The organism is Pseudomonas sp. NBRC 111123 (assembly GCF_001320205.1).
GTDB lineage: Bacteria > Pseudomonadota > Gammaproteobacteria > Pseudomonadales > Pseudomonadaceae > Aquipseudomonas > Aquipseudomonas putida_J.
The window spans coordinates 113943-137685 of sequence record NZ_BCAZ01000003.1 but is presented as its reverse complement, the minus strand read 5'-3'; the positions used below and the strand labels follow the sequence as shown (position 1 = coordinate 137685).

21 protein-coding genes are annotated in these 23743 nt (G+C 63.2%); 11 read left to right on the top strand and 10 right to left on the bottom strand.

Annotation, left to right across the window (positions count from 1 at the left end):
• Positions 1-5: 5 nt before the first annotated feature.
• Complete coding sequence (gene mfd / locus APH27_RS03070) at positions 6-3455, bottom strand: transcription-repair coupling factor (RefSeq protein WP_060483946.1); 3450 nt, start codon at positions 3453-3455, stop codon at positions 6-8.
• Positions 3456-3623: 168 nt separating this feature from the next.
• Here mfd and APH27_RS03065 point away from each other — a divergent pair, with 168 nt between their 5' ends.
• From APH27_RS03065 to sthA, 3 genes are all read left to right on the top strand, one after another.
• Complete coding sequence (locus APH27_RS03065; RefSeq protein WP_060483945.1) at positions 3624-5087, top strand: glyceraldehyde-3-phosphate dehydrogenase; 1464 nt, start codon at positions 3624-3626, stop codon at positions 5085-5087.
• 235 nt (positions 5088-5322) lie between these two features.
• Positions 5323-6321 carry an FAD:protein FMN transferase gene (locus APH27_RS03060; protein ID WP_060483944.1) on the top strand — a complete coding sequence of 333 codons (999 nt, stop codon included), beginning with the start codon at positions 5323-5325 and terminating at the stop codon, positions 6319-6321.
• A 202-nt stretch (positions 6322-6523) separates the two neighbouring features.
• Positions 6524-7918, top strand: coding sequence for a Si-specific NAD(P)(+) transhydrogenase (sthA, locus tag APH27_RS03055; RefSeq protein WP_060483943.1), 1395 nt, complete (start codon positions 6524-6526; stop codon positions 7916-7918).
• A 48-nt stretch (positions 7919-7966) separates the two neighbouring features.
• On the opposite strand, the gene APH27_RS03050 is transcribed toward sthA, so the two are convergent.
• A complete protein-coding gene (locus tag APH27_RS03050; RefSeq protein WP_027919569.1) occupies positions 7967-8683 on the bottom strand; it encodes a glycerophosphodiester phosphodiesterase in 717 nt (238 codons plus the stop codon).
• Between the two features lie 30 nt (positions 8684-8713).
• Positions 8714-9298, bottom strand: coding sequence for a PilZ domain-containing protein (locus APH27_RS03045; RefSeq protein ID WP_027919570.1), 585 nt, complete (start codon positions 9296-9298; stop codon positions 8714-8716).
• Between the two features lie 93 nt (positions 9299-9391).
• Here APH27_RS03045 and APH27_RS03040 point away from each other — a divergent pair, with 93 nt between their 5' ends.
• The 3 genes from APH27_RS03040 to APH27_RS03030 are packed head-to-tail and all read left to right on the top strand — an operon-like array spanning position 9392 to position 12634.
• Positions 9392-10642 carry a lipoprotein-releasing ABC transporter permease subunit gene (locus tag APH27_RS03040; protein ID WP_027919571.1) on the top strand — a complete coding sequence of 417 codons (1251 nt, stop codon included), beginning with the start codon at positions 9392-9394 and terminating at the stop codon, positions 10640-10642.
• Positions 10643-10649: 7 nt separating this feature from the next.
• A complete protein-coding gene (gene lolD, locus APH27_RS03035; protein ID WP_176506135.1) occupies positions 10650-11333 on the top strand; it encodes a lipoprotein-releasing ABC transporter ATP-binding protein LolD in 684 nt (227 codons plus the stop codon).
• A gap of 59 nt (positions 11334-11392) precedes the next feature.
• Positions 11393-12634: a lipoprotein-releasing ABC transporter permease subunit gene (locus tag APH27_RS03030; RefSeq protein WP_060483942.1), complete on the top strand. Its 1242-nt coding sequence runs from the start codon at positions 11393-11395 to the stop codon at positions 12632-12634.
• 142 nt (positions 12635-12776) lie between these two features.
• Here APH27_RS03030 and APH27_RS03025 read toward each other — a convergent pair whose 3' ends face one another.
• Positions 12777-14120: a heavy metal sensor histidine kinase gene (locus APH27_RS03025; RefSeq protein WP_177326709.1), complete on the bottom strand. Its 1344-nt coding sequence runs from the start codon at positions 14118-14120 to the stop codon at positions 12777-12779.
• Complete coding sequence (gene cinR, locus APH27_RS03020; RefSeq protein WP_027919575.1) at positions 14120-14800, bottom strand: two-component system response regulator CinR; 681 nt, start codon at positions 14798-14800, stop codon at positions 14120-14122. The genes APH27_RS03025 and cinR overlap by 1 nt, the downstream gene beginning before the upstream one ends.
• 246 nt (positions 14801-15046) lie before the next feature.
• Between cinR and APH27_RS03015 the strand changes: the two genes are divergently transcribed.
• Both APH27_RS03015 and queF read left to right on the top strand, forming a co-directional pair.
• Entirely contained in the window at positions 15047-15574 is a 528-nt protein-coding gene (locus APH27_RS03015) for a plastocyanin/azurin family copper-binding protein (protein ID WP_060483941.1), read from the top strand.
• Positions 15575-15642: 68 nt separating this feature from the next.
• A complete protein-coding gene (gene queF, locus APH27_RS03010) occupies positions 15643-16473 on the top strand; it encodes an NADPH-dependent 7-cyano-7-deazaguanine reductase QueF (RefSeq protein ID WP_060483940.1) in 831 nt (276 codons plus the stop codon).
• Positions 16474-16512: 39 nt separating this feature from the next.
• On the opposite strand, the gene APH27_RS03005 is transcribed toward queF, so the two are convergent.
• Complete coding sequence (locus APH27_RS03005; protein ID WP_027919578.1) at positions 16513-16776, bottom strand: DUF4404 family protein; 264 nt, start codon at positions 16774-16776, stop codon at positions 16513-16515.
• A gap of 123 nt (positions 16777-16899) precedes the next feature.
• Entirely contained in the window at positions 16900-17463 is a 564-nt protein-coding gene (locus tag APH27_RS03000; RefSeq protein ID WP_027919579.1) for a hypothetical protein, read from the bottom strand.
• Between the two features lie 189 nt (positions 17464-17652).
• On the opposite strand from APH27_RS03000, the gene APH27_RS02995 reads away from it, so the two are divergent.
• On the top strand, positions 17653-18360 hold the full coding sequence (locus APH27_RS02995; protein WP_027919580.1) for a VacJ family lipoprotein: 708 nt from the start codon (positions 17653-17655) through the stop codon (positions 18358-18360).
• A 52-nt stretch (positions 18361-18412) separates the two neighbouring features.
• Here APH27_RS02995 and APH27_RS02990 read toward each other — a convergent pair whose 3' ends face one another.
• The gene (locus APH27_RS02990) at positions 18413-18712 is read right to left on the bottom strand and encodes a PilZ domain-containing protein (RefSeq protein WP_027919581.1); all 300 of its coding nucleotides are present in this window, start codon (positions 18710-18712) and stop codon (positions 18413-18415) included.
• Positions 18713-18982: 270 nt separating this feature from the next.
• Here APH27_RS02990 and rssB point away from each other — a divergent pair, with 270 nt between their 5' ends.
• Positions 18983-20167, top strand: a complete 1185-nt coding sequence (gene rssB, locus APH27_RS02985) for a two-component system response regulator RssB (RefSeq protein ID WP_060483984.1) — start codon at positions 18983-18985, stop codon at positions 20165-20167.
• Complete coding sequence (gene rssC, locus APH27_RS02980) at positions 20164-20646, top strand: anti-sigma factor antagonist RssC (protein WP_027919583.1); 483 nt, start codon at positions 20164-20166, stop codon at positions 20644-20646. Before rssB ends, rssC begins: the two co-directional genes overlap by 4 nt.
• Positions 20647-20763: 117 nt before the next feature.
• Here the strand turns inward: rssC and APH27_RS02975 are convergent, their stop codons facing one another.
• A complete protein-coding gene (locus APH27_RS02975; RefSeq protein WP_060483939.1) occupies positions 20764-22605 on the bottom strand; it encodes an alkaline phosphatase D family protein in 1842 nt (613 codons plus the stop codon).
• A gap of 96 nt (positions 22606-22701) precedes the next feature.
• A complete protein-coding gene (tal, locus tag APH27_RS02970; RefSeq protein WP_060483938.1) occupies positions 22702-23628 on the bottom strand; it encodes a transaldolase in 927 nt (308 codons plus the stop codon).
• Positions 23629-23743: the final 115 nt, after the last annotated feature.

Sequence of the window (23743 nt, the reverse complement as noted above, 5' to 3'; positions counted from 1 at the left end):
CTTCCTTAGGCAGGCTGTGGGGTCAGGCGCTCGAACAGCGCCTCCAGGGTATTGAAGCGTTCTTCGGGGCGTTCCATCGGTACCAGGAAACGGAACTGCGTTGCGCCTTCGAACTTGTAACGTTTGGGCTGGCCCTGGATCAGCTTGATCAGGGTCAGTGGGTCGACTGGGGTCTCGGCCTCGAATTCGAGCTTGCCGCCGTTGGGGCCGGCGTCGACTTTCTTGATGCCGAGCGTTTCTGCCTGCAGCTTGAGCTGGGTCAGGCGCATCAGGTTCTTGGTCGGCTCGGGCAGCAGGCCGAAGCGATCAATCATCTCTACTTGCAGGTCCTTGAGGCCTTCTTCATCGGCCGCCGAGGCGATGCGCTTGTAGAGGATCAGGCGCGCGTGGACGTCGGGCAGGTAGTCCTCGGGGATCAGTGCCGGCAGGCGCAGGTTGATCTCCGGGCCGCCGCCCAGCGGCTGCTCGAGGTTAGGCTGGGTACCTTTGCGGATAGCCTTGACCGCGCGCTCGAGCATTTCCATGTACAGGGTGAAGCCTACGGCCTGGATCTGCCCGCTCTGGCCTTCGCCAAGCAGCTCGCCGGCACCGCGGATCTCCAGGTCATTGGTGGCCAGCACGAAGCCGGCACCCAGGTCCTGGGTGTTGGCGATGGCCTCCAGGCGTTTTTCGGCGTCAGCGCTGATCTTCTGCCGCTGCGGTGTCAACAGGTAGGCGTATGCCTGGTGGTGGCTGCGCCCGACACGGCCACGCAACTGGTGCAACTGGGCCAGGCCGAACTTGTCGGCGCGCTCGATGACGATGGTGTTGGCACTTGGCACGTCGATGCCGGTCTCGATGATGGTCGAGGCGATCAGTACGTTGAAGCGCTTGTGGTAGAAGTCGCTCATCACCTGTTCCAGTTCGCGCTCGCGCATCTGCCCGTGGCCGATGCCGATACGCGCTTCCGGGACCAGTTCGGCCAGTTCTGCGGCGCACTTCTCGATGGTTTTCACGTCGTTGTGCAGGTAGTACACCTGGCCGCCGCGCAACAGCTCACGCAGCAGTGCTTCCTTGACCGTGCTCTTGTTCTGCTCCATGACGAAGGTGCGCACCGACAGGCGACGCGCCGGTGGGGTGGCAATGATCGACAGGTCGCGCATGCCCGCCACCGCCATGTTCAGCGTGCGCGGGATTGGCGTAGCGGTCAGGGTGAGGATGTCCACTTCGCTGCGCAAGGCTTTGAGCTGCTCCTTCTGGCGCACGCCAAAGCGGTGTTCCTCGTCGATGATCGCCAGGCCCAGGTCCTTGAAGCGCACGTCATCCTGCAGCAGCTTGTGGGTGCCGATGAGGATGTCGATTTTGCCTTCGGCAAGGTCCGCGGCGGCGGCGGCCACTTCCTTGGCCGACTTGAAGCGGCTCATCACCTCGACCTTCACCGGCCATTCGGCGAAGCGGTCGCGGAAGCTGTTGTAGTGCTGTTGGGCGAGCAGGGTGGTCGGTACCAGCACTGCCACCTGGCGGCCGCTGTGCACGGCGATGAAGGCGGCGCGCATGGCCACTTCGGTCTTGCCGAAGCCGACGTCGCCGCATACCAGGCGGTCCATTGGCTTGGGCGCCAGCATGTCGACTCGCACCGCCTCGATGGCCGCTTGTTGGTCAGGTGTTTCCTCGAACGGGAAACCTGCGCTGAAGGTGGCGTAATCGGCAGCCGGGTCGGCAAAGGCATAGCCCTTGCGCGCCGCGCGCCGGGCATAGATGTCGAGCAACTCGGCCGCCACGTCGCGGACCTGTTCGGCGGCCTTGCGCTTGGCTTTCTGCCAGGCTTCGGAGCCCAGCCGGTGCAGTGGCGCCAGGGCGTCATCGCTGCCGGTGTAGCGGGCGATCAGGTGCAGGTTGGCCACCGGCACATAGAGCTTGGCGCCTTCGGCGTATTCCAGGGTGAGGAACTCGGCAGCCTGGCCTTCGATTTCCAGGGTGGCCAGGCCCAGGTAGCGGCCCACGCCATGGTCGATATGCACCACCGGCGCGCCTTCACGCAGCTCGGTGAGGTTCTTGATGACCGCGTCGTTGGCTGCCTCGCCGCGTTTTTCACGGCGCCGGCGCTGCATCACGCGCTGGCCGAACAGCGGGCTCTCGGCAACCAGGGCGATGGCCGGGTCGTCCAGCAGCAGGCCGTCGTCCAGCGGGGCGATGGTGATCGCCAGGCGTTCGCGGCCGGTGATGAAGTCAGCCCAGCTGTCGACCGTCTGCGGGCGCAGCTTGAGGCGTTCGAGCAGCTCCAGCAGCACCTCGCGGCGGCCCGCCGATTCGGCGGTGAACAGCACGCGGCCGCTGAACTGGTCGAGGAATTCGGCCAGCGCTGCCAGCGGCTGATTGGCCTTGGCTTCGATGGCCAGGTTGGGCAGGGCACGTGCGGGGAAGCGCTCACGACCGGCGCCGGCTTCTATTTCGTCGGCGCTGACCACCACCCGTGGCCATTGCTTGAGCTGGGCGAAGCAGTCTTCCACGGGCAGGAACAGTTCGGCTGGCGGCAGCAATGGGCGGGTCAGGTCGCCACGGCGCTCTTCATAGCGCCCGCGCACGTCGTTCCAGAAGTGCTCGGCAGCGTGTTCGACACCTGGCAGCGAGAACACCTGGGTGTTGGCGGGCAGGTAGTCGAACAGGGTCGAGGTTTCTTCGAAGAACAGCGGCAGGTAGTACTCGATGCCAGCGGGGATGATGCCGCTGGCCAGGTCCTGGAAGATCGCGCTGCGGCGGAAGTCGACATCGAAACGCTCGCGGAAGCGCGCCTTGAAGCGGGTCACCTCTTCCTTCTGCATGGGGAACTCGCGCGCCGGCAGCAGGCGGATCGAGTCGACCTTGTCGATCGAACGCTGGGTCTCCGGGTCGAAGGTGCGCAGGGTTTCGATCTCGTCATCGAACAGGTCGATGCGATAAGGCAGCTTGCTGCCCATCGGGAACAGGTCGATCAGTGCGCCGCGCACGGCGAATTCACCATGCTCGTAGACCGTGTCGACGCAGCGGTAGCCTGTGGCTTCCAGGCGCGTGCGCATCTGCTCGACGTCGATGGTCTGGCCCACGTCAAGCACCAGGCTGCTGCCGAGCAGGAAGCGCGTCGGTGCCAGGCGGTGCAGGGCAGTGGTGATCGGCACCACAAGAATGCCATGGCTCAGCTCCGGCAGCCGGTAGAGGCTGGCGATGCGCTGGGAAATGATGTCCTGGTGCGGCGAGAACAGGTCGTAGGGCAGGGTTTCCCAATCGGGAAACGGCAGCACCGGCAGGCCCGGGGCAAAGAAGCGAAGCTCCTGTTCCAGACGATCGGCCGCCTGGCTGTCGGCGGTCAGCAGCAGGGTGAAGCGGCCTGCGCTGCTGGCAGCCTCGGCGATGGCCAGGCTGAGGGCGGCACCGGGCAGGTTGCCCCAGGTTTGTTTGCCGGCCGTGGCCGACATTTGCGGAAGGCGCAGAACTGACACGGGAGATTGCACTCCAAGCGTTGCGGCAAAGACGTCGATTGTACCGGTGACAGTGCCTGCTGTCAGGCTCGACAGGCCATGAACAGCGGGCTTTGCCATCGGCGACAGGCGCTCATTGCCGGTTACGCGCAGGGGCGTCATAATGTAGCCCCTTTTTTCTGTCCCTACATGTGGAAGGTTCCCGTGACTCAGAAGCCCGACCAGTGTCTTGGTGAGTGGATCGATCGTGAAGCTCTGGCTGAAGCGATGATCCCGCTTATCGGTCAGCTCTACCGCAACAACAATGTGGTGAGCTCGATTTATGGCCGTAGCCTGATCAACCGTTCGGTTATCTCGATCCTCAAAGCCCATCGCTTTGCGCGTCACCGTCAGACCGACGAGACCGAACTGTCCGTACACGAGACATTCCCCCTGCTCAAAGCCATGAGCGAGCTGAAACTGGGCGCCGCTTCGGTCGACCTGGGCAAGCTGGCAAACAAGTTCAAGCAGGAAGGCAACGGCCGCACCGCCGAGCAGTTCGTCCGTGAAGAGCTGGCCGACGTGGTTGGCCAGCAGAACGCTTCGGCCCGCAAGGGTACCGATGTCGTCCTGTACGGCTTCGGCCGCATCGGCCGCCTGCTGGCGCGCATCCTGATCGAGAAGACTGGTGGTGGCGACGGCCTGCGCCTGCGCGCCATCGTCGTGCGCAAAGGCGCCGAGAACGACCTGGTCAAGCGTGCCAGCCTGCTGCGCCGTGACTCGGTGCATGGCCCGTTCGATGGCACCATCACCATCGACGAAGCCAACAACACCCTCACCGCCAACGGCAACCTGATCCAGATCATCTACGCCAAGAGCCCGAGTGAAGTCGACTACACCCAGTACGGCATCGACAACGCGCTGATCGTCGACAACACCGGCGTATGGCGTGACGCCGACGGCCTGGGCCAGCACCTGGCCTGCCCGGGCGCTGCCCGCGTGATCCTCACCGCACCTGGCAAGGGCGCGCTGAAGAACATCGTGCACGGCATCAACCACGGTGACATCACTGCCGATGACAAGATCATCTCGGCAGCTTCCTGCACCACCAACGCCATCGTGCCGGTGCTCAAGGCCATCAACGACCAGTACGGCATCGTCAATGGTCACGTCGAGACCGTTCACTCGTTCACCAACGACCAGAACCTGATCGACAACTTCCACAAGGGCAGCCGCCGTGGTCGTGCCGCGCCGCTGAACATGGTCATCACCGAAACCGGCGCCGCCACTGCTGCCGCCAAGGCGCTGCCAGTGCTGAAAGGCAAGCTGACCGGTAACGCCATTCGCGTTCCGACGCCGAACGTTTCGATGGCCATTCTCAACCTGAACCTTGAGAAGCCAACCAGCCGTGACGAAATCAACGAGTACCTGCGCCAGACCGCCATGCACTCGGAGCTGCACAAGCAGATCGACTACGTCAGCTCGCAGGAAGTGGTTTCGACCGACTTCGTAGGTTCCCGCCACGCCGGTGTGGTGGATGCCGAGGCGACCATTGCCAACGACAACCGCGTTGTTCTGTACGTCTGGTACGACAACGAATTCGGTTACAGCTGCCAGGTGGTTCGCGTGATGGAAGAGATGTCGGGTGTGAACCCGCCAGCGTTTCCACGCTGATCCGCTTGTAAGCGCATGAAAAAACGGGAACCTTCGGGTTCCCGTTTTTTTTGCCTGGCATTTTCCGTGCTGGCGCGGTCATTGTAGGCGCGGCCTTGTGTCGCGAATGGGCTGCGCAGCAGCCCCGGCATTTTCGGATGTGACACTGGAATCCTGGGGCCGCTGTGCGCCCCTTTCGCGACACAAGGCCGCTCCTACAATGACTTTGCAGGTATGCAGAACCGAGAAATCCCGATTGCGCACAGCCTTACTGATCATCCTGATGCTTCTCACTGCCTGCAACCAAGGCCCGACCTTGGAACGCCTGGGCGGCCCGACCATGGGCAGCAGCTACAGTGTCCAGTACGTCCGCGAACCCGGCGGCCCGGCACCGGCCCAGGTCCAGGCGGCGGTCGAGACCCTTCTCAACGGCATCGATCAGCATTACTCGACCTACCGCGGCGACTCCACTGTCAGCCAGTTCAACCGGCTGCCCCCCAACCAGTGCATGGCCTTGCCGCCCGATATGCTCGAACTGGTCGCCTTCGGCCAGCACCTGGCCGCACTCAGCGATGGCGCCTACGACCTTACCGTCGAGCCCCTGCTTGACCTCTGGGGCTTCGGCCCGCAGGCCCGTCACGAGCACGTGCCCGACCCACAGGCGCTGGCCCAGGCTCGCCAGCGCGTCGGCTACCGCCACCTGCGCATCGACGGCCAGGCGCTGTGCAAGGATGCCCCAGTGCAACTGGACTTCAACAGCATCGCTGCCGGCCACGCGGTCGACCTGATCGCCGAACGCCTGCGCGCCATGGAGGTGGCCAGTTTTGTCGCTGAAGCCACCGGCGAGCTCAAGGCCGTAGGCCGCAAGCCCGACGGCAGCCCCTGGCGCATCGCCTTGGAGCTGCCCCGCGAAGACCGCCAGATCGCCCGCCAGATCATCCCGGTCAATGGCCTGGGGGTATCGACCTCGGGTGACTATCGCCACTATTTCGAGGAGAATGGCCGGCGCTATTCACATACCTTCGATGCCCGCCTGGGGCGCCCGGTCGACCACGACCTGGCCGCGGTCACCGTGCTCGATGCCTCGGCGCTGCAGGCTGATGGTTATTCGACCTTGTTGCTGATCCTGGGGCCGGAGCGCGGCTGGGATTTTGCCGTGGCCCATGATCTGGCTGCGGTTTTGGTGACTCGGGCCGAGGCTGGCTTCGTCTCCCGAGCTACCCCCGCATTCGAACGGGCGGTGAAAGGCGATTGAAAGCGTTGGCAGGGATGATCGCCTCCAGGGATCGGTGAATGACATGTAGTGCAGGCAAAATTGGCCTACGACGCGACCAAGGGTTAATGTGCGCGGCGTTCACGCTTGATTAGACTGCACCCGAATTTTCTCATGGCGCCCCGGCGACATGATCGAGTCCCGCGGGTAACCGTAACCCCGGGCCAGTTCTGAAGGAGTACGCATGGCTGTCTACAACTACGACGTAGTGGTGCTGGGTTCCGGCCCGGCCGGTGAAGGCGCGGCAATGAACGCCGCCAAAGCGGGGCGCAAGGTGGCAATGGTCGACAGCCGCCGTCAGGTCGGCGGCAACTGCACTCACCTGGGCACCATCCCGTCCAAGGCGCTGCGTCATTCGGTGCGGCAGATCATGCAGTTCAACACCAACCCGATGTTCCGTGCCATCGGCGAGCCGCGCTGGTTCTCCTTCCCGGACGTGCTCAAGAGTGCCGAGAAGGTCATCGCCAAGCAGGTCGCCTCGCGTACCGGCTACTACGCCCGTAACCGCGTCGATGTGTTCGTCGGCACCGGCAGCTTCGCCGACGAGCAGACCGTCGAAGTGGTCTGCCCCAATGGCGTGGTCGAAAAACTCAATGCCAAGCACATCATCATCGCCACCGGCTCGCGCCCTTACCGCCCGGCCGACATCGACTTCCACCACCCGCGCGTCTACGACAGCGACACCATCCTCAGCCTCAGCCACACCCCGCGCAAACTGATCGTCTACGGCGCTGGCGTTATCGGTTGTGAGTACGCCTCGATCTTCAGCGGCCTGGGCGTGCTGGTAGAACTGGTCGACAACCGCGGCCAGCTGCTGAGCTTCCTGGATTCGGAAATTTCCCAGGCGCTGAGCTACCACTTCAGCAACAACAACATCACCGTACGCCACAACGAGGAGTACGAGCGGGTCGAGGGCCTGGACAATGGTGTGATCCTGCACCTGAAGTCGGGCAAGAAGATCAAGGCCGACGCCTTGCTGTGGTGTAACGGCCGTACCGGCAACACCGACAAGCTGGGCCTGGAAAATATCGGCATCAAGGTCAACAGCCGTGGCCAGATCGAGGTCGACGAGGCCTACCGCACGACCGTGCCGAACATCTACGGTGCCGGTGACGTGATCGGCTGGCCGAGCCTGGCCAGTGCCGCCCATGACCAGGGCCGTTCGGCCGCTGGCAGCATCGTCGACAACGGCAGCTGGCGCTTCGTCAACGATGTGCCGACCGGCATCTACACCATTCCGGAGATCAGCTCGATCGGCAAGAACGAGCAGGAGCTGACCCAGGCCAAGGTGCCGTACGAAGTGGGCAAGGCGTTCTTCAAGAGCATGGCGCGCGCGCAGATCGCTGGCGAGCCACAGGGCATGCTGAAGATCCTGTTCCACCGCGAAACCCTGGAAATCCTCGGCGTGCACTGCTTCGGCTACCAGGCTTCGGAAATCGTTCACATCGGCCAGGCGATCATGAACCAGCCGGGCGAGCAGAACAATCTGAAGTACTTCGTCAACACCACATTCAACTACCCGACCATGGCCGAAGCCTATCGGGTAGCTGCCTACGACGGCCTGAACCGGCTTTTTTAAGCGGCTCCGGCCGGTGGCCTGAGCCGGTCGGGGAGACCGATTTCAGCCCTACCCGAGGGTGGTCTTGGCCAAACCGGGAAAGTCTGTAATCAGGCTGTCCACGCCAAAGTCAGCGAGCCGGCGCATCAGTGCCGGTTCGTTGACCGTCCACACCGACACATGCAACCCCTGGCCCTGCGCCTTGAGCAGGCGCTCGGGGGTGCACAGTGTCCAGTTCAACGCCAGCAGCTCGCAGTCGTAGTTCTGCGCGACCTTCAACGGGTCGAGCCAGGCGTATTCGGCAACCAGCCCACGCTTCACATCCGGTACCAGCTCCAGGGCAGCGCCCAGCACTTCGCGTGAGCTCGAAGTGATGGTCACCTTGTCCAGCAGGCCGTACTGTTGCGCCAGTTCGCGAATCGCCAGCACGGTGGTGGCGGCACGGGTGCGCGAGGCGCTCTTGACCTCCAGTTGCCAATGCTCGAAGGCGCACTTCTCGAACAGTTCTTCCAGCTTCGGAATGGGGCAGGGCTGCACGTGCCCGGGGCCGCCCTTGCGGGCATCAATGCGGATCAGGTCGGCGGCCGGGTGCTCGACCACCTTGCCGCGCCGGCCGGTGGTGCGCTTGAGGGTAGGGTCGTGGATCACCATCAGCTCGTTGTCGGCCGACAGGTGCAGGTCCAGTTCGCAGCGGTTCACGCCGTGGGACAGGCACTGCTGAAAACTCTTCAGGGTATTTTCGGGGGCTTCGCCCTTGGCGCCGCGGTGGCCATAGATCAGGGTCACGTTCGTTCCTTCAAATCAGGGTGGTAGGGCTCAGGAGGCGGGGCCGTCTTGTTCCAGCTGCTGGCGCCGTTGCTGCTGTTGGCGTTGCAGGATGTAACGGGCCAGCAGTTGCCGTTGGGCATCGGTCATGTCGGTGAATTCCGTGCCGACCTCGAATTCGCCGCCCGGGCGCGGGTCGCAGTGGGTGACCTTGCCGCGCAGCAGCAGGCCGTGGGCGCGTGGCATCAGCACCATCTTCACCTTCACCCGGGTGCCTGGGGCGATCTGCTGGCGTTGCGCGAATTCGATGCCACCTTCGGAGATGATCACCCGCTGTGGCTGGCCGATTTCACCGAGCAGGGTTTGCGCGACCACGGCGCTGAGCAGGTCCAGGCGTTTGTTCTGCGCCCGCAGGAAGGCTGCCAGGGTGCGGTCTTTCTCACTCAGCTGGCGCAGCAGGTGCTGCGACTCGAAGTCGGACAGGTGCAGCTCGCTGAGCAGGTTGAACAGCGGTGAATCATCCTGCAACAGTTCTGCCTCAAGGGCTTCGGCCGCGCTGAGGGGGCTGATTTCCAGTGCGATCCGATCTTCGATGCGGTAGTATTCGCGGCGATCTTCTTCGTCTAATGTCGTCATGGCGAACCCATGGTTGCGGCGGTGGTCCGAGTGTAAAGCCGCCGTAGGCGCCTCGCCACAAGGACGTTCCCTTTCATCCGAACAAGCCCCGACATGTTCAGACCTCTTTTCGCATTCATCGGTACGCGTTACACCCGTGCCAAGCGCCGTAACCACTTCGTCTCGTTCATTTCCCTGACTTCGATGATCGGCCTCGCCCTGGGCGTGGTGGTGATGATCGTGGTGCTCTCGGTCATGAACGGTTTCGACCACGAGATGCGTACCCGCGTGCTGGGCATGATCCCTCACGCCACGCTGGAGAGCGGCCAGCCGATCAACGACTGGTCTGCCCTTGCCCAACAAGTAAAGCAGAATCCGCAGGTGCTGGCGGTCGCCCCGTACACGCAGATGCAGGGCCTGCTGACCCATGACGGCAAGGTGCAGAAGGTGTTGCTCAACGGCATCGACCCGGCGCGCGAGCGCGAGGTGTCGATCATCGACAACTTCATCCAGCAGGGCAGCCTCGACAAGCTGGCGCCGGGCGAGTGGGGCATCATGATCGGCGACAAGGCCGCAGCCAAGCTGGGCGTGACCATCGGCGACAAGCTGACCTTCGTCGCCCCCGAGGTCAGCGTGACCCCGGCCGGCATGTTCCCGCGCATGAAGCGCTTCACCGTGGTCGGCACCTTCCACGTTGGCGCCGGCGAGATCGACGGCTACCTGGGCCTGACCAACATCACCGACCTGTCCCGCCTGCACCGCTGGAAGCCGGACCAGGTGCAGGGCCTGCGCCTGAAGTTCGACGACTTGTTCCAGGCGCCGCGAGTGGCCTGGAGCATCGCCCAGCAGCTGGGCGACCAGGAATACTACAGCCGCGACTGGACCCGTACCCACGGCAACCTGTACCAGGCAATCCGCATGGAGAAGGCCATGATCGGCCTGCTGTTGCTGCTGATCGTGGCGGTGGCGGCGTTCAATATCATTTCTACCCTGGTGATGGTGGTCAACGACAAGCGCGGTGACATCGCCATCCTCCGTACCCTGGGCGCCACGCCCGGGCAGATCATGCTGATCTTCATGGTCCAGGGCACGGTGATCGGGGTAATCGGCACGCTGATCGGCGCCGTGGTCGGGATCGTCGCTGCGCTGAACGTCAGTGCGGTGATCGCCGGCATCGAGAAGCTGATCGGGCACAAGTTCCTCAACGCCGACGTGTATTTCATCGATTACCTGCCGTCGCAGATCCAGGCCCAGGACGTGTACATGGTCTGCGGTGCGGCGCTGGTCCTGAGTTTCTTCGCCACCCTGTACCCGGCCTGGCGTGCGGCCCGCACCCAGCCTGCAGAGGCGCTACGTTATGAGTGAGTCGCGCATGAGTGATAAAGCCGTTCTGAGTTGCCGCAACCTGGGCAAGTCCTACGACGAGGGCCCGGAGTCGGTGCAGGTGCTGTCCGGGCTCAACCTGGAGCTGCACGCCGGTGAGCGCGTGGCCATCGTCGGTAGCTCCGGCTCTGGTAAAAGTACCTTGCTCAACCTGCTCGGTGGCCTCGACCGCCCGACCCAGGGCAGCGTGTGGCTGGCCGGCGAGGAGCTGTCGGCCCTTGGCGAGCGTGCCCGCGGCCTGCTGCGCAACCGCGAGCTGGGCTTCGTTTACCAGTTCCACCACCTGCTGCCAGAGTTCACCGCGATGGAGAACGTGTGCATGCCGCTGCTGATCGGCCGCACCGCCATCCCGGAGGCCCGTGAGCGTGCCGAGGCACTGCTCAAGCGGGTTGGCCTGGGCCATCGCCTGCACCACAAGCCGGCTGAATTGTCCGGCGGCGAGCGCCAGCGTGTGGCAATCGCCCGGGCTCTGGTCAACCGCCCCGGCCTTGTGATGCTCGACGAGCCGACCGGCAACCTCGACCACCATACCGCCCAAGGCATCCAGGAACTGATGCAGGAGTTGTCCAGTGCGTCGCGCACCGCCTTCCTGGTGGTGACCCACGACCTCAACCTGGCGCGCCAGATGGACCGCGTATTGAAGCTCGACGACGGCCACCTGGTGGCGATCTGAGCGAGTGCACGGGGTGGCAGCGTCGCCCCGTTTTCCCGTTTTAATTGGGTGTTTCCTACATGTTCAGACCCTTGCCCATCTTCATTGGCGCGCGCTACACCCGGGCCAAGCGCCGCAACCACTTCATCTCGTTCATCTCGATGACCTCGATGATCGGCCTGTCGCTGGGCGTGCTGGCGATGATCGTGGTGCTGTCGGTGATGAACGGCTTCCAGCGCGAAATGAGCTCACGCATTCTCGGCCTGGTCCCCCATGCCTCGATCCTTGGCGTGCAGCCGCTGGACGACTGGCACAAGGCCGCCGACGCTGCGTTGCAGAATCCGGCAGTGATGGCCGCGGCGCCGATCACCGAGATGGAAGGCATGCTCTCGTACAAAGGCGCAATGCAGCCGATCCAGGTCAGCGGCATCGACCCGGCCGAAGAGGGCAAGGTGTCCATCGTTGGCCAGCATATCGTTCAGGGCCGCCTGCAGGACCTGCAGCCAGGTGAATATGGCGTGGTCATCGGCGAGCTCACCGCGCGCCGCTTCCGTCTCAATACCGGCGACAAGCTGACCCTGATCGTGCCGGAAATCAGCAAGGAACCCGGTGGCATCACCCCGCGCATGCAGCGCCTGACCGTGGTCGGCATCTTCAAGGTCGGCGCCGAGCTGGATGGCTCGCAGGCCTACATGCACGTCGCCGACGCCGGTGAAATGCAGCGCTGGGCGCCAGGCCAGGTGCAGGGCGTGCGCCTTAAGCTGCATGACCTGTATGCCGCGCCGCAGGTATCCAAGGCCATCGCGGCCGGCCTGGGCGATGGCTATCGCGCCGATGACTGGTCGCACACCCAGGGCAGCCTGTTCAGCGCGATGAAGATGGAAAAGACCATGATTGGCCTGTTGCTGCTGATGATCATCGCGGTGGCGGCGTTCAACATCATCGCCACATTGGTGATGGTGGTGAACGACAAGGGGTCGGACATTGCCATCCTGCGTACCCTGGGCGCCACGCCGGCACAGATCATGGGCACGTTCATGGTCCAGGGTAGCCTGATCGGCATTGTCGGCACTTTGATCGGCGGTGTGCTGGGGGTGATCGCTGCGCTCAATGTCAGTCAGATCGTCGGCTGGCTGGAGCGGGTGAGCGGGCAACACATCTTCACTTCAGATGTGTACTTCATCAGCAGCTTGCCGTCCGAATTGCAGGGCGGGGATGTGTTGATGATTTGCGCGGCGGGGCTGGTGATGAGCTTCCTGGCGACCATCTACCCGGCTTATCGGGCGTCGCAGGTGCAGCCGGCGATAGGCCTGGCAGTTTGATGTTTGTTTGAGATTCCGGGGGCGCTTTGCGCCCCTTTCGCGACACAAGGCCGCTCCTACAGGATTACCGATATCGTCAGGATTGAGATACTCCTGTGGGAGCGGCCTTGTGTCGCGAAAGGGCTGCGCAGCAGCCCCCATTTCACCGAGTTTCAGGTAGTTCGATTACAAACCTTGTCCAGCCATCCTGGCTCTGCGCCCGAATGCTCCCTCCATGGGCCTGCACGATCGACCGGGTAATCGCCAGCCCCAGCCCCGCATGCTCGCTGCTACCTTCCCGCCGCGCCGGGTCCACCCGATAGAAACGATCGAACAGCCGCGGTAGTGCCGCCGCTTCAATTGCCGCCCCGGTATTGGCCACGCAAATCCGCAAGCCTGGCTCCAGCGTCACCCGTATCTGCCCACCTGCCGGCGTGAAGCGCAGGGCATTGTCGAGCAGGTTCGACAGGGCCCGGCGCAGCATATGCCGGTCGCCCTGCAACATCGCCTGGCCCTCGCGCAGCAGCTGCACTTCATTGTCCTCGGCCAGCGGCGCGTAGTACTCCAGCAATGCATCCACTTCATCGTGCAAGGCCAGCGCCGTCTGCCCCGGCACCAGCAGGCCGTGGTCGGCCTTGGCCAGGAACAGCATGTCGTTGATCATTTGCGCCATCCACTGTAGTTCCTCGAGGTTGCCATGCAGTGCCTCGCGGTATTCCTCCAGGCTGCGCGGACGGGTGAGGGTAACCTGGGTGTGGGTCAGCAGGTTGGACAGCGGCGTGCGCAGTTCGTGGGCGATGTCGGCGGAGAATGCCGACAGGCGCTGGAAGGCGTCGTCCAGGCGTTGCAGCATGGCGTTGACGGTAGTGGCCAGTTCCGCCAGCTCTTCAGGCATCTGCGCCACCGGCAGGCGCGTGGTCAGTGAGCGCGCCGACACGCTGGCGGCCACCCGGCCCATCTGGCGCAAGGGGCGCAGGCCGCTGCGCGCGGCCCAGGCGCCGAGCAAGGCAGTGGCCAGGGCCGACAGCCCGACCGTGAGCCAGATCAGGCGCTGCATGCCTTGAAGGAAGTGCTGGTGATGGGTGATGTCGAGAAACAGCGTCAGCCGCGCAGCGGTGTGGTTGTCTGGCGCTGCGGCCAGGCTGCGGTAATCGACGCCGTCTGCGTGCAGGGTTGTCAGCGCGGATGCCGGCGGTGTACCAGGCAGGCCGTCGCGGCTGGCGAACCAGTTCGCACCGTCCGGGCCATCAATGCGCAGTGCCAGGTCAGCCTGGTGGCTCAGTTCGTTGCGCAGGGCTGGCAAGCGGGCTTGCAGTTGCTCGGGGCTCTTCAGGCCGGCGAGCTGGCTGCGAAACAGAGAAAGGCGCGACTCCAGCAGTTGCTGGTCCAATTCGACGAAATGCTGCTCGCTGGCACGGTTGAACAGCAGCCCCGCGCCCAGCGACACGGCGGCGGTACAGGCGGCAAACAACAGGGCCAGGCGCGTGCCGAGGGAAAGCCTGCGCATCAGTCGTGGCGCTCTTCGAGCACGTAGCCCATGCCGCGCACGGTGTGGATCAGCTTGTTCGGATGCGGGTCGTCGATCTTCAGGCGCAGGCGACGCACCGCCACTTCGATGACGTTGGTGTCGCTGTCGAAGTTCATGTCCCACACTTGCGAAGCAATCAGCGATTTGGGCAGTACCTCGCCCTGGCGGCGCAGCAGCAGTTCGAGCAGGGCGAACTCCTTGGCGGTCAGGTCGATGCGCGTGCCGGCCCGTTCGGCGCGGCGGCGGATCAGGTCCAGGCGCAGGTCGGCCAGGGTCAAGGTGGTGTCCTGGTTGGGGCTGGCACCGCGGCGCAGCAGGCTGCGCACCCGGGCCAGCAGCTCGGAGAAGGCGAACGGCTTGACCAGGTAATCATCGGCCCCCAGTTCCAGGCCGTGCACGCGGTCCTCGACGGCGTCGCGGGCGGTGAGGAACAGCACCGGAGTGTCCAGCCCGGCAGTGCGCACGGCCTGCAGGATCTGCCAGCCGTCACGCCCGGGCAGCATCACGTCGAGGATCAGCAAGTCGTGGTCGCCGGTCAGGGCCAGGAACTGGCCGGTTTCGCCGTCGCTGGCCAGCTCGGTGGCGAAGCCGGCTTCGCTCAGGCCCTGGCTGAGGTACTGGCCGGTGCGGGCCTGGTCTTCGACGATCAGCAGTTTCATGCTCAATCCACAATCAGAGGGTTGACGCGGTTCCCTGTAGGAGCGGGTTTACCCGCGAATGCGTCGGTGCGTTCACTAGAGCATTCGCGGGTAAACCCGCTCCCACAGGGATGATGGGATGGCTGAAATGATACGTGACTAACTCGAGCCTCGCCCAAGCTGACAAAGTTGTAATCTTCCTGTCAGCCAAGCGCCAGCCGCACCTTCCTAGAGTGGTCTCATCCCGCTGTGATCTTCGGAGTCATCATGAAACACCTGTTCATCACCGCCGCCCTGGCCCTGGTCAGCCTGCCCACCCTGGCAGGCGAAGCGAAAACCTTCGCATTTGGCGAGCCGGCCCCGGCTGCCAAGGCCAGCCGCACCGTCGAAGTGGTGCTCAAAGACATCGCCTTCGAGCCCACCAGCCTGCACGTAAAGGCGGGCGAGACCGTGCGCTTCGTGGTCATCAACGAAGGCAAGCTGCCCCATGAGTTCAACCTGGGTGACAAGGCCATGCATGCCGAGCACCAGAAAGAGATGATCGCCATGCAGGGCAAGATGTACAACGCCGCCATGCAGCATGAGGGCATGGACCATTCGCAGATGGGCCATGCGCCTGCCAAACCGATGGACCACGGTGCCCATGGCCACGATGCCGGCAACACCGTGCTGGTACAGCCTGGCCAGCGCGCCGAGCTGACCTGGACCTTCCGCAAGTCGGCACCCATCGAGTTCGCCTGCAATGTACCGGGGCACTACCAGGCCGGTATGGTCGGGGTGCTGACCATCGAGTAACCGGGCCTGCAAGGCGGGGTGCAAAACCGGTAGACTAGGGGCAATTTCGAACCTTCAGGTCAGTTTCCATGCATCCCGCCGCCGAACATTCCCCGCTGGGCAAGTCCAGCGAATACATTGCCACCTACACGCCTTCGCTGTTGTTCCCGATACCGCGCACGGCCAAGTGGGCGGAGCTGGGTGTGACCGCCCAGACCCTGCCATGGCAGGGCGTGGACTTCTGGAATTGCTTCGAACTGTCGTGGCTGCTGCCTTCGGGCAAGCCGGTCGTGGCTATCGGTGAATTCGCCATTGCGGCCGATTCGCCGAACATCATCGAATCGAAGTCGTTCAAGCTCTACCTCAACTCGTTGAACCAGACCGTGTTCGCCTCGATCGGCGAGCTGCAGGCATGCCTGGTGAAAGACCTGTCGGCCGCGGCTGGCAAGCCGGTGGGTGTGCAGGTGCGTACCCTGGCGGAAGTAGAGGCGCAGGGCGTGGTTGCCTTGCCTGGGCAGTGCATTGATGCGCTGGACGTGGCGATCGACAACTACGAGCAGCCGCAACCGGAACTGCTGAGCTGCGACCCAGAGCGTATTGTCGAAGAGACCGTGCACAGCCACCTGCTCAAATCCAACTGCCCGGTGACCGGCCAGCCGGACTGGGGCAGCGTGGTGGTGGAGTACAAGGGCAGGGCGCTGGACCATGCCAGCCTGCTGACTTACCTGATCAGCTTCCGCCAGCATGCCGACTTCCATGAGCAGTGCGTGGAGCGGATCTACCTGGACTTGAAGAACCTGCTGCAGCCTGAGCACCTGACCGTGTATGCGCGCTATGTGCGTCGCGGCGGGCTGGACATCAACCCGTACCGCAGTACCGGCGCGATCAGCCCGGCGAACCTGCGACTGATTCGGCAATAATTTCTGTGCAGTTGGGGCCGCAAAGCGGCCCCGGCTGTTTCATATCCCCATGCTGTGCAGCGAGTTGGCAATGCTGCGCAAAGTGGCGGTCAAATCCGGGTGGTCGGCTTCGAAACGTTCGATCGCCAGGTTCACCCCGTCGACCACGTTGTTGTCCGGTGTGGCTTCCTCGAGCTTCAACTGCGCTTCGATCTGCCTGGCCTCTTCATGCAGTGCGGCCAGTTCTTCATCCGAAAGCGGTACGTTGCGGTCCAGTTGCTCGCGCAGGCTGTTCAAGCGCTCTTGCAATTCGCGGGCAGGCATTGGCTGTTCTCCATCAATGGCTTGGCAAAGGCATGGACCTCAGCGAAGCGGCAAAGGTTCTCGCCTGTCTCTAGCGTAATCCACTCGCTGGTGCTTTGCATGATCCGCATCAATGGGGCTGTATCAGGGTTTTTCGCCCTTGCTGCAGCGCAGGGCGATGTCCGCAAGGCAGGTGTCCAGCTCTTCGAGGTGGTCGATCACTGAATGTACACCCAGGCTGAACAGGGCCAGTGTGGCTTTGCCACGGGCCAGGTCCTGCTCTTGCTGGGTCATGGCCTGCCATTGCGCAGAGCTGAGGTTGCACGAGGGGCTGCAGCCAGCCAGGCCCACCGTCCACAGGCCGGCATTGAGGCCTGATTGCAACAGTTTCGGCTCACCGCTGACCAGCACGCAACCTTCCAGCCGTTCGCTGTCCAGGCTCATCAGCGCCTGCCAGCATGCGTTCGGCGCCGGCCAGCGCACGCCGTTGACCGAGTGCCCCGGCAGCCAGTCCGGCAGCACGCTGGCCAGGCGCCTGCTCTGCAGGCTGCTCAGGTCGTCCAGCCAGATGCACGGCACCTGCGCGTGGCGCAGGCCGGCCAGCGTATCCAGGGCGCCAGGGGCGGGCAGGGGGCTGCCGTCGGTGGCCTGGACCAGGCAACCGCGCAGGCCGAACAGCACAGCGGTAATGGCAGGTGCAGCGAGCATGGTAACGTCCCTGAAATAGTCCGCAGACTATTGGACGATTGTTACCGTGCTGTGACGAGCAACAGTTGTTCACAAATTATTGAGTAAAAATGTGTAAAGCTGATTATCAGCGTGCAAGCCTCTATAATGCCGCCGTACAGCAGCGCATCCGTTGCGCTTGCGGCCGAGAAATTCGATGGAGAAACATCTATGCGTAGGATCGGTGCCGGTGTGATCGAACGAGTCACCCAGGCCTTTGTCTGCGCCAGCCTGCTGCTGGCGCCCGTGGCAGCCACCCATGCCGCCACCGAGGAGGATCCTTGGGAAGCGGTCAACCGTCCGATCTTCCGTTTCAACGATACGATCGACACCTATGGTCTGAAGCCATTGGCCAAGGGCTATCAGTGGGTTACTCCGCAGTTCTTGCAGGATGGCATCCACAATATGTTCAACAACGTCGGCGATGTGACCAACCTTGCCAATAACGTGCTGCAGCTCAAACCCCATGCGGCAGGCGTGGATACTGCGCGGTTGATCGTCAACACCGTGTTCGGCCTTGGCGGCTTCTTCGATGTCGGCACCAAGATGGGCCTGCAGCGCAACGACGAAGACTTCGGCCAGACCCTCGGCCACTGGGGCGTACCAAGCGGTCCGTACGTCGTGATCCCGCTGCTCGGCCCAAGTACTGTGCGTGACGGCCTGGCCAAGTACCCGGACAGCTACACCGAACCCTACCGCTACATCAACGATGTGCCGGTGCGTAACTCGATCTTCGCCCTGAACGTGGTCGACACACGGGCCAGCCTGTTGCCGGCCGAGAAGCTGATTCAGGGTGACAAGTACATCTTCATCCGCAATGCCTACCTGCAGAACCGCGAGTTCAAGGTGAATGACGGCGAAGTCGAAGACGACTTCTGATCGTTGCAGGCAAAAAAAACGGCGACCTTAGGGTCGCCGTTTTTGTAACAGCTCAATGCATGGCCAGGATACGCAGGCCCAACTTCTGCTGCCCGGCGGGCTGGTCGGCGATCCACACCACCTCGGTACTGGCATGCAGGCCCCTGAGTGCCGGGTGATCAGAGTCGATCCGCACCTCCAGGTGGTCACCGACCTTGAATTGCTGCGGCGCCTGCACCTGCATGCCGCCGCTGGAAAGGTCCAGGCACACCGCGGCGATCACCTGCCCCTCATGCAGCAGGCTGACCTCGGTGTCGATGCGCATGCGGATGAAATCGCGTTTCTCGCTGTGATTGGAGGGCGTCTGAGGCATGCTGCATCCTTCCCAATAGGTTGTACTGGTTGGCATTTTTATAACTCTCGGTGATTTGCCCTGTAAAGAGCAGCGAACTCGACCGACGTATGCTTGAAACGCCTGGCGGATGGGAGTACCGTCTGCGCCTTACGAGTTGCCTCTGCCGGTTGCCTGGCCCGAGTTATTGGCCTACAACTCAAGTAGAGCGTTACCACAGAGTATTCCAGCAGTTGGATGTCAGCCTTGCAGACGCCCCTGCACCACCCCAAATCGGCGCCGTTCGCCCACATGCAGAAAATCAGTGCAACGCTGCTGATCATCGATGATGACGACGTGGTCCGTGCGAGCCTCGCCGCCTATCTGGAAGACAGTGGCTTCAGCGTCCTCCAGGCCAGTAATGGCCAGCAGGGGCTCCAGGTCTTCGAAGAACACCAGCCCGACCTCGTGATCTGCGATCTGCGCATGCCGCAGATGGGCGGCCTCGAACTGATCCGCCAGATCAGTGAGCGCGCGCCGCAGTTGCCAGTGATCGTGGTGTCCGGTGCCGGCGTGATGAGCGATGCGGTCGAGGCCTTGCGCCTGGGTGCCGCTGATTACCTGATCAAGCCTCTGGAAGACTTGGCCGTACTTGAACACTCTGTGCGTCGGGCGCTCGACCGCTCGCGCCTGGTGCTGGAAAACCAGCGTTACCGCGACAAGCTGGAAGCGGCCAACCGCGAACTGGAGGCCAGCCTGCACTTGCTGCAGGAGGATCAGACCGCTGGTCGCCAGGTGCAGATGAACATGCTGCCGGAAAGCCCGTGGAAGCTCGGTGAGTTCACCTTCGAGCACCAGATCATCCCCTCGCTGTACCTGTCGGGCGACTTTGCCGACTACTTCCGTGTGGATGAGCGGCGCATTGCCTTCTATCTGGCTGATGTCTCTGGGCACGGCGCGTCTTCGGCGTTCGTCACGGTGTTGCTGAAGTTCATGACCACGCGGCTGTTGTTCGAATTCAAGCGCAGCAGCAAGTTGCGTGAATTCAAGCCTTCGGAAGTGCTCAGCCACATCAACCGCGGGCTGATCAACTGCAAGCTGGGCAAGCACGTGACCATGGTGGGTGGCGTGATCGACGAAGAAACCGGCCTGCTGACGTACGCCGTGGGCGGCCATCTGCCGCTGCCGGTGCTGTATACCCCAGGCGAGGCCCGCTACCTTGAGGGCCGGGGCCTGCCGGTGGGGTTGTTCGACGAAGCGAGCTACCAGGACCTGGTGATCGAGCTGCCGCCGCAGTTCAGCCTGAGCCTGATGTCCGATGGCATTCTGGACCTTTTGCCGGGGCACACGCTCAAAGATAAAGAAGCTGCCTTGCCGGATATCGTCAAGGCGGCGGGTGGTAGCCTGGATGGGCTGCGCCAACGATTCGGATTGGCTACGCTTGGGGAGATGCCGGATGATATCGCCCTATTGGTGTTGAGCAGGAACCTTCAATGAGTACCGGTAGAATCCAGTTCGCCGAGCAGAGCGGTACCTTTGTACTGAAATTCGTCGGTGAAGTGCGCTTGACCCTGTGTTCGGCACTGGATGCGACGATCGAGAAGATTTTCACCGCGCTGAACTTCTCGACCATTGTCATCGACCTGACTGAAACCGAAAGCATCGACAGCACCACCCTGGGCCTGCTGGCCAAGCTGTCGATCCTGTCGCGGCAGAAGGTGGGCCTGTTGCCGACCGTGGTCACCACCAACCCGGATATTTCGCGCCTGCTGCAATCCATGGGCTTTGACCAGGTGTTCAACATCGTCGACCGCCCGGTACCACGCCCTGAGTGCCTGACTGACCTGCCATCGCAGGATCAGAACGAGGATGTGGTGCGCTCCAAGGTGCTGGAGGCGCACAAGATTCTCATGGGGCTGAACGACTCCAACCGCGAAGCCTTCCATGACCTGGTGAATGCGCTGGAGCGGACCTGACCCTCAGCCTGTTCCGGCCTCTTCGCGGCTAAAGCCGCTCCTACAGGCCCACCATTCCTGTAGGAGCGGCTTTAGCCGCGAAGAGGCCAGCAAGGCCTCCACCACTCACAAGGCCTGTCACCCTCGCTGGGCAAACTCAGTCGCTTCACCGCCATCCGCACTCAGTTGAAGCACGCGCGCCGGCCGCCCCTGTTCATCGAAGAACACCTGCCCCAATCCCGCCCCATTCCAGAGCCGCTCCCCAGCCCTGCTGCGGCTGGGCGTACGTGGTACTACCTCCATCTGCCTGCGCTTGGTAAACCAGTTCAGCGGTGAGCGTGGTGAGTACAGCCAGCGGTTGAGCCGGTCCAGCACGTCCAGCAGGCGCCGTGGGAACTCGTTCTTGATGCCGCTGCTGGTCACCTGCCAGAGGTGCGGGCTACGCTGGCGATGGCGGATCAGCACCTCGTAGACGAACGAATAGTGCACATCACCCGACAGGACCACGTAATGCCCCGGCGTGCGCGAATGGCGGAAGATGTTCAGGATGACCTGGGCCGCGCCACGGTGGGCCATCCAGTTCTCGGCATCCACCAGCAATGGGTAACCCAGCCAGCTGAACACCTTCTGCACGCTCTCGATCAGCTTGACGCCGAAGATCGGTGCCGGTGAAACGATGATTGCCGAAGGGTGGTCCAGCAGCGCCTGCTGCAGCTCGCACAGCGCTTCCCAGTCGAGCAGGCCAGACGGCTTGCCCAGGTCACGTTCGCTGCGCCAGCGGCGCGTGCGGGTGTCCAGCACCAGCAGCGGTGGCTCGCTGGGCAGGCTGTACTGCCAGCCCTGGAAGCGCAGCAGCTCGTCAATCAGCGGGTCCTGCTGCCGGGGCAGTGCCCGGCACTGCCCGACCAGTCCGTTGCAGGTATCCGGGTCATTGCCCCAGGCCTGGCACAGCAGGTAGCCGAGCAGCGCATTGCCGATGATCCGCCGCGAGAACGGGTGGCCGTAGGCGGTTTGCTCCCACTGCGCCGAGAGGTTCCAGTCGTCGGTGATGTCGTGGTCGTCGAAGATCATCAGGCAGGGCAGGTGGGCCATTACCCGCGCCACTTGGCCCAGGTTGGCAGCGAAGGCCTCGATCAGCGGCAGTTCCTCGTGGTAGCGCTGCTGGTGCTGAGGGTTCAGGCCTGCGGGCATGTGCAGGTCAATCATGCGCCAGGGCTGCGGCGACCACACCAGCAGGTACATGGCCATGACTTCGGCGAAGGTCACCAAGTGGTTGTCGGCATTGCTGGAAGAGAAGATCGGCTTGCGCTTGCCGCCGAAGAAGCGCTCACGCAGGGTTTCGTTGCCTGCCTGGGCAGGCAGCAGGTCGGCGCGATGGTAGTAGCTGGCTGGATGGCGGTAGAGCGCCTGGCTGTCGCTGACCACCGCGCCGTCCAGTGCTTCGTCGAACAGCCCCAGGCGCTCGATCAGCGAATGAATGGCGCGCAGCATCGGGCCGGCGACGTCATCGGCGTAAACCTGATCGCCCGTCATCAACAGGGCGGCGGGGCGTTCCTGCGGGTGCTGGCAGGCCAGCAGCAGGCGGTCGGCGCAGAGCAGGCCATCGGCGGCCGGGTGATGGGGTTTGCGGCAGGACCCATGCAGCAGGTGGTCAAGGCTCTCGCGCAGCACCAGGCTGGGGCGTTGGCTGCCGGGGTAAAGCAGGTGCGGGGCCCAGTCGGCAATGCCCTGGCCATTGATCAGCAGGTCGTATTCGACGGCGACGTTGCGCGGCAGGGGCTCGGCGAAGTGGATGTCCAGCAGGTGGATGAAGGCGTGCTGGCCAACTGCAACGATCTGGCAATCGACTTTGGCGGTGCCGTCGACGTTGAATTCGGGTTGCAGAGGTTGGCTGCCGACCAGCCAGATGGCCAGCCTTTGCGGTTCGAGGCGGCGCAGTACGGGGCCTGCGAGTACGAGGGGCAGTGGGGATGAGGTCATTTTGCCTTTGGAGTCAGAACGCGTTCACAGCCCGCAGAAACACAACGGGCGGAAAATGCTGAACATTTCCCGCCCGCCTGGCAAACCTTAGATGTATCAGGCTTTTTCAGCCATCAACTTCTCGAGTTTTTCCTGATCCCGGGCGAACTGGCGAATACCTTCAGCCAGCTTCTCGGTGCCCATGGCATCCTCGTTCATCGCCCAGCGGAACTGGCTTTCGTTCAGCACCTGCTTGGCCTCGCCGACATTGCCTGGTTTCAGGATGCGTGGCAGTTCGCCCTGGTCGCTGCCGAGTTTGTCCAGCAGGTCCGGGCTGATGGTCAGGCGATCGCAGCCAGCCAGTTGTTCGATCTGGCCGAGATTGCGGAAGCTGGCGCCCATGACCACTGTGTCGTAGCCATTGGCCTTGTAATAGTTGTAGATACGCGTGACCGACTGCACGCCCGGGTCCTCGGCGCCGACGTATTCCTGGCCGGTACTCTTCTTGTACCAGTCGTAGATGCGGCCCACGAACGGCGAAATCAGGAACACCCCGGCATCGGCGCAAGCCTGGGCCTGGGCGAAGGAGAACAGCAAGGTCAGATTGGTCTGGATGCCTTCTTTTTCCAGCTTCTCGGCGGCGCGGATGCCTTCCCAGGTGGAGGCCAGCTTGATCAGCACGCGGTCTTTCGATACCCCTGCGTCTTCGTACAGGGCAATCAGCTGGCGCGCCTTGTTCAGCAGGGCCGGCTCATCGAACGACAGGCGCGCGTCCACCTCAGTGGAGATGCGCCCCGGGATGACCTTGAGAATGCCCGCGCCCACAGCCACGGCGAACTTGTCGCAGGCCAGGTCGACATTGCCCTTGGCATCGGCCTTCACCTGCTTGAGCAGCTCGGCATAGCCCGGGATGGCGGCAGCCTTGAGCAGCAGCGACGGGTTGGTAGTGGCATCGACCGGCTTGAGGCGGGTGATGGCATCCAGGTCCCCGGTGTCGGCGACCACGGTGGTGAACTGCTTGAGTTGTTCCAGCTTGGAGGTCATGGCGTGCTCTGTCCTGTGCATTTACTCGACATTACCCGAGCCCAGACGGGCGCTCAAGAGGCCTGTGGGGCAGGGTGGAATTGCCGAAGGTGATGATTCGAGTCAGCAGCTGGCG

Excerpts from the sequence above, each read along its gene's own strand:
- APH27_RS03065 (WP_060483945.1), top strand. The coding sequence starts at position 3,624 with ATGTGGAAGGTTCCCGTGACTCAGAAGCCCGACCAGTGTCTTGGTGAG.
- sthA (WP_060483943.1), top strand. The coding sequence starts at position 6,524 with ATGGCTGTCTACAACTACGACGTAGTGGTGCTGGGTTCCGGCCCGGCC.
- APH27_RS03045 (WP_027919570.1), bottom strand. The coding sequence starts at position 9,298 with ATGACGACATTAGACGAAGAAGATCGCCGCGAATACTACCGCATCGAA.
- APH27_RS03040 (WP_027919571.1), top strand. The coding sequence starts at position 9,392 with ATGTTCAGACCTCTTTTCGCATTCATCGGTACGCGTTACACCCGTGCC.
- lolD (WP_176506135.1), top strand. The coding sequence starts at position 10,650 with ATGAGTGATAAAGCCGTTCTGAGTTGCCGCAACCTGGGCAAGTCCTAC.
- APH27_RS03030 (WP_060483942.1), top strand. The coding sequence starts at position 11,393 with ATGTTCAGACCCTTGCCCATCTTCATTGGCGCGCGCTACACCCGGGCC.
- APH27_RS03025 (WP_177326709.1), bottom strand. The coding sequence starts at position 14,120 with ATGCGCAGGCTTTCCCTCGGCACGCGCCTGGCCCTGTTGTTTGCCGCC.
- cinR (WP_027919575.1), bottom strand. The coding sequence starts at position 14,800 with ATGAAACTGCTGATCGTCGAAGACCAGGCCCGCACCGGCCAGTACCTC.
- APH27_RS03015 (WP_060483941.1), top strand. The coding sequence starts at position 15,047 with ATGAAACACCTGTTCATCACCGCCGCCCTGGCCCTGGTCAGCCTGCCC.
- queF (WP_060483940.1), top strand. The coding sequence starts at position 15,643 with ATGCATCCCGCCGCCGAACATTCCCCGCTGGGCAAGTCCAGCGAATAC.
- APH27_RS03005 (WP_027919578.1), bottom strand. The coding sequence starts at position 16,776 with ATGCCTGCCCGCGAATTGCAAGAGCGCTTGAACAGCCTGCGCGAGCAA.
- APH27_RS03000 (WP_027919579.1), bottom strand. The coding sequence starts at position 17,463 with ATGCTCGCTGCACCTGCCATTACCGCTGTGCTGTTCGGCCTGCGCGGT.
- APH27_RS02995 (WP_027919580.1), top strand. The coding sequence starts at position 17,653 with ATGCGTAGGATCGGTGCCGGTGTGATCGAACGAGTCACCCAGGCCTTT.
- APH27_RS02990 (WP_027919581.1), bottom strand. The coding sequence starts at position 18,712 with ATGCCTCAGACGCCCTCCAATCACAGCGAGAAACGCGATTTCATCCGC.
- rssB (WP_060483984.1), top strand. The coding sequence starts at position 18,983 with ATGCAGAAAATCAGTGCAACGCTGCTGATCATCGATGATGACGACGTG.
- rssC (WP_027919583.1), top strand. The coding sequence starts at position 20,164 with ATGAGTACCGGTAGAATCCAGTTCGCCGAGCAGAGCGGTACCTTTGTA.
- APH27_RS02975 (WP_060483939.1), bottom strand. The coding sequence starts at position 22,605 with ATGACCTCATCCCCACTGCCCCTCGTACTCGCAGGCCCCGTACTGCGC.
- tal (WP_060483938.1), bottom strand. The coding sequence starts at position 23,628 with ATGACCTCCAAGCTGGAACAACTCAAGCAGTTCACCACCGTGGTCGCC.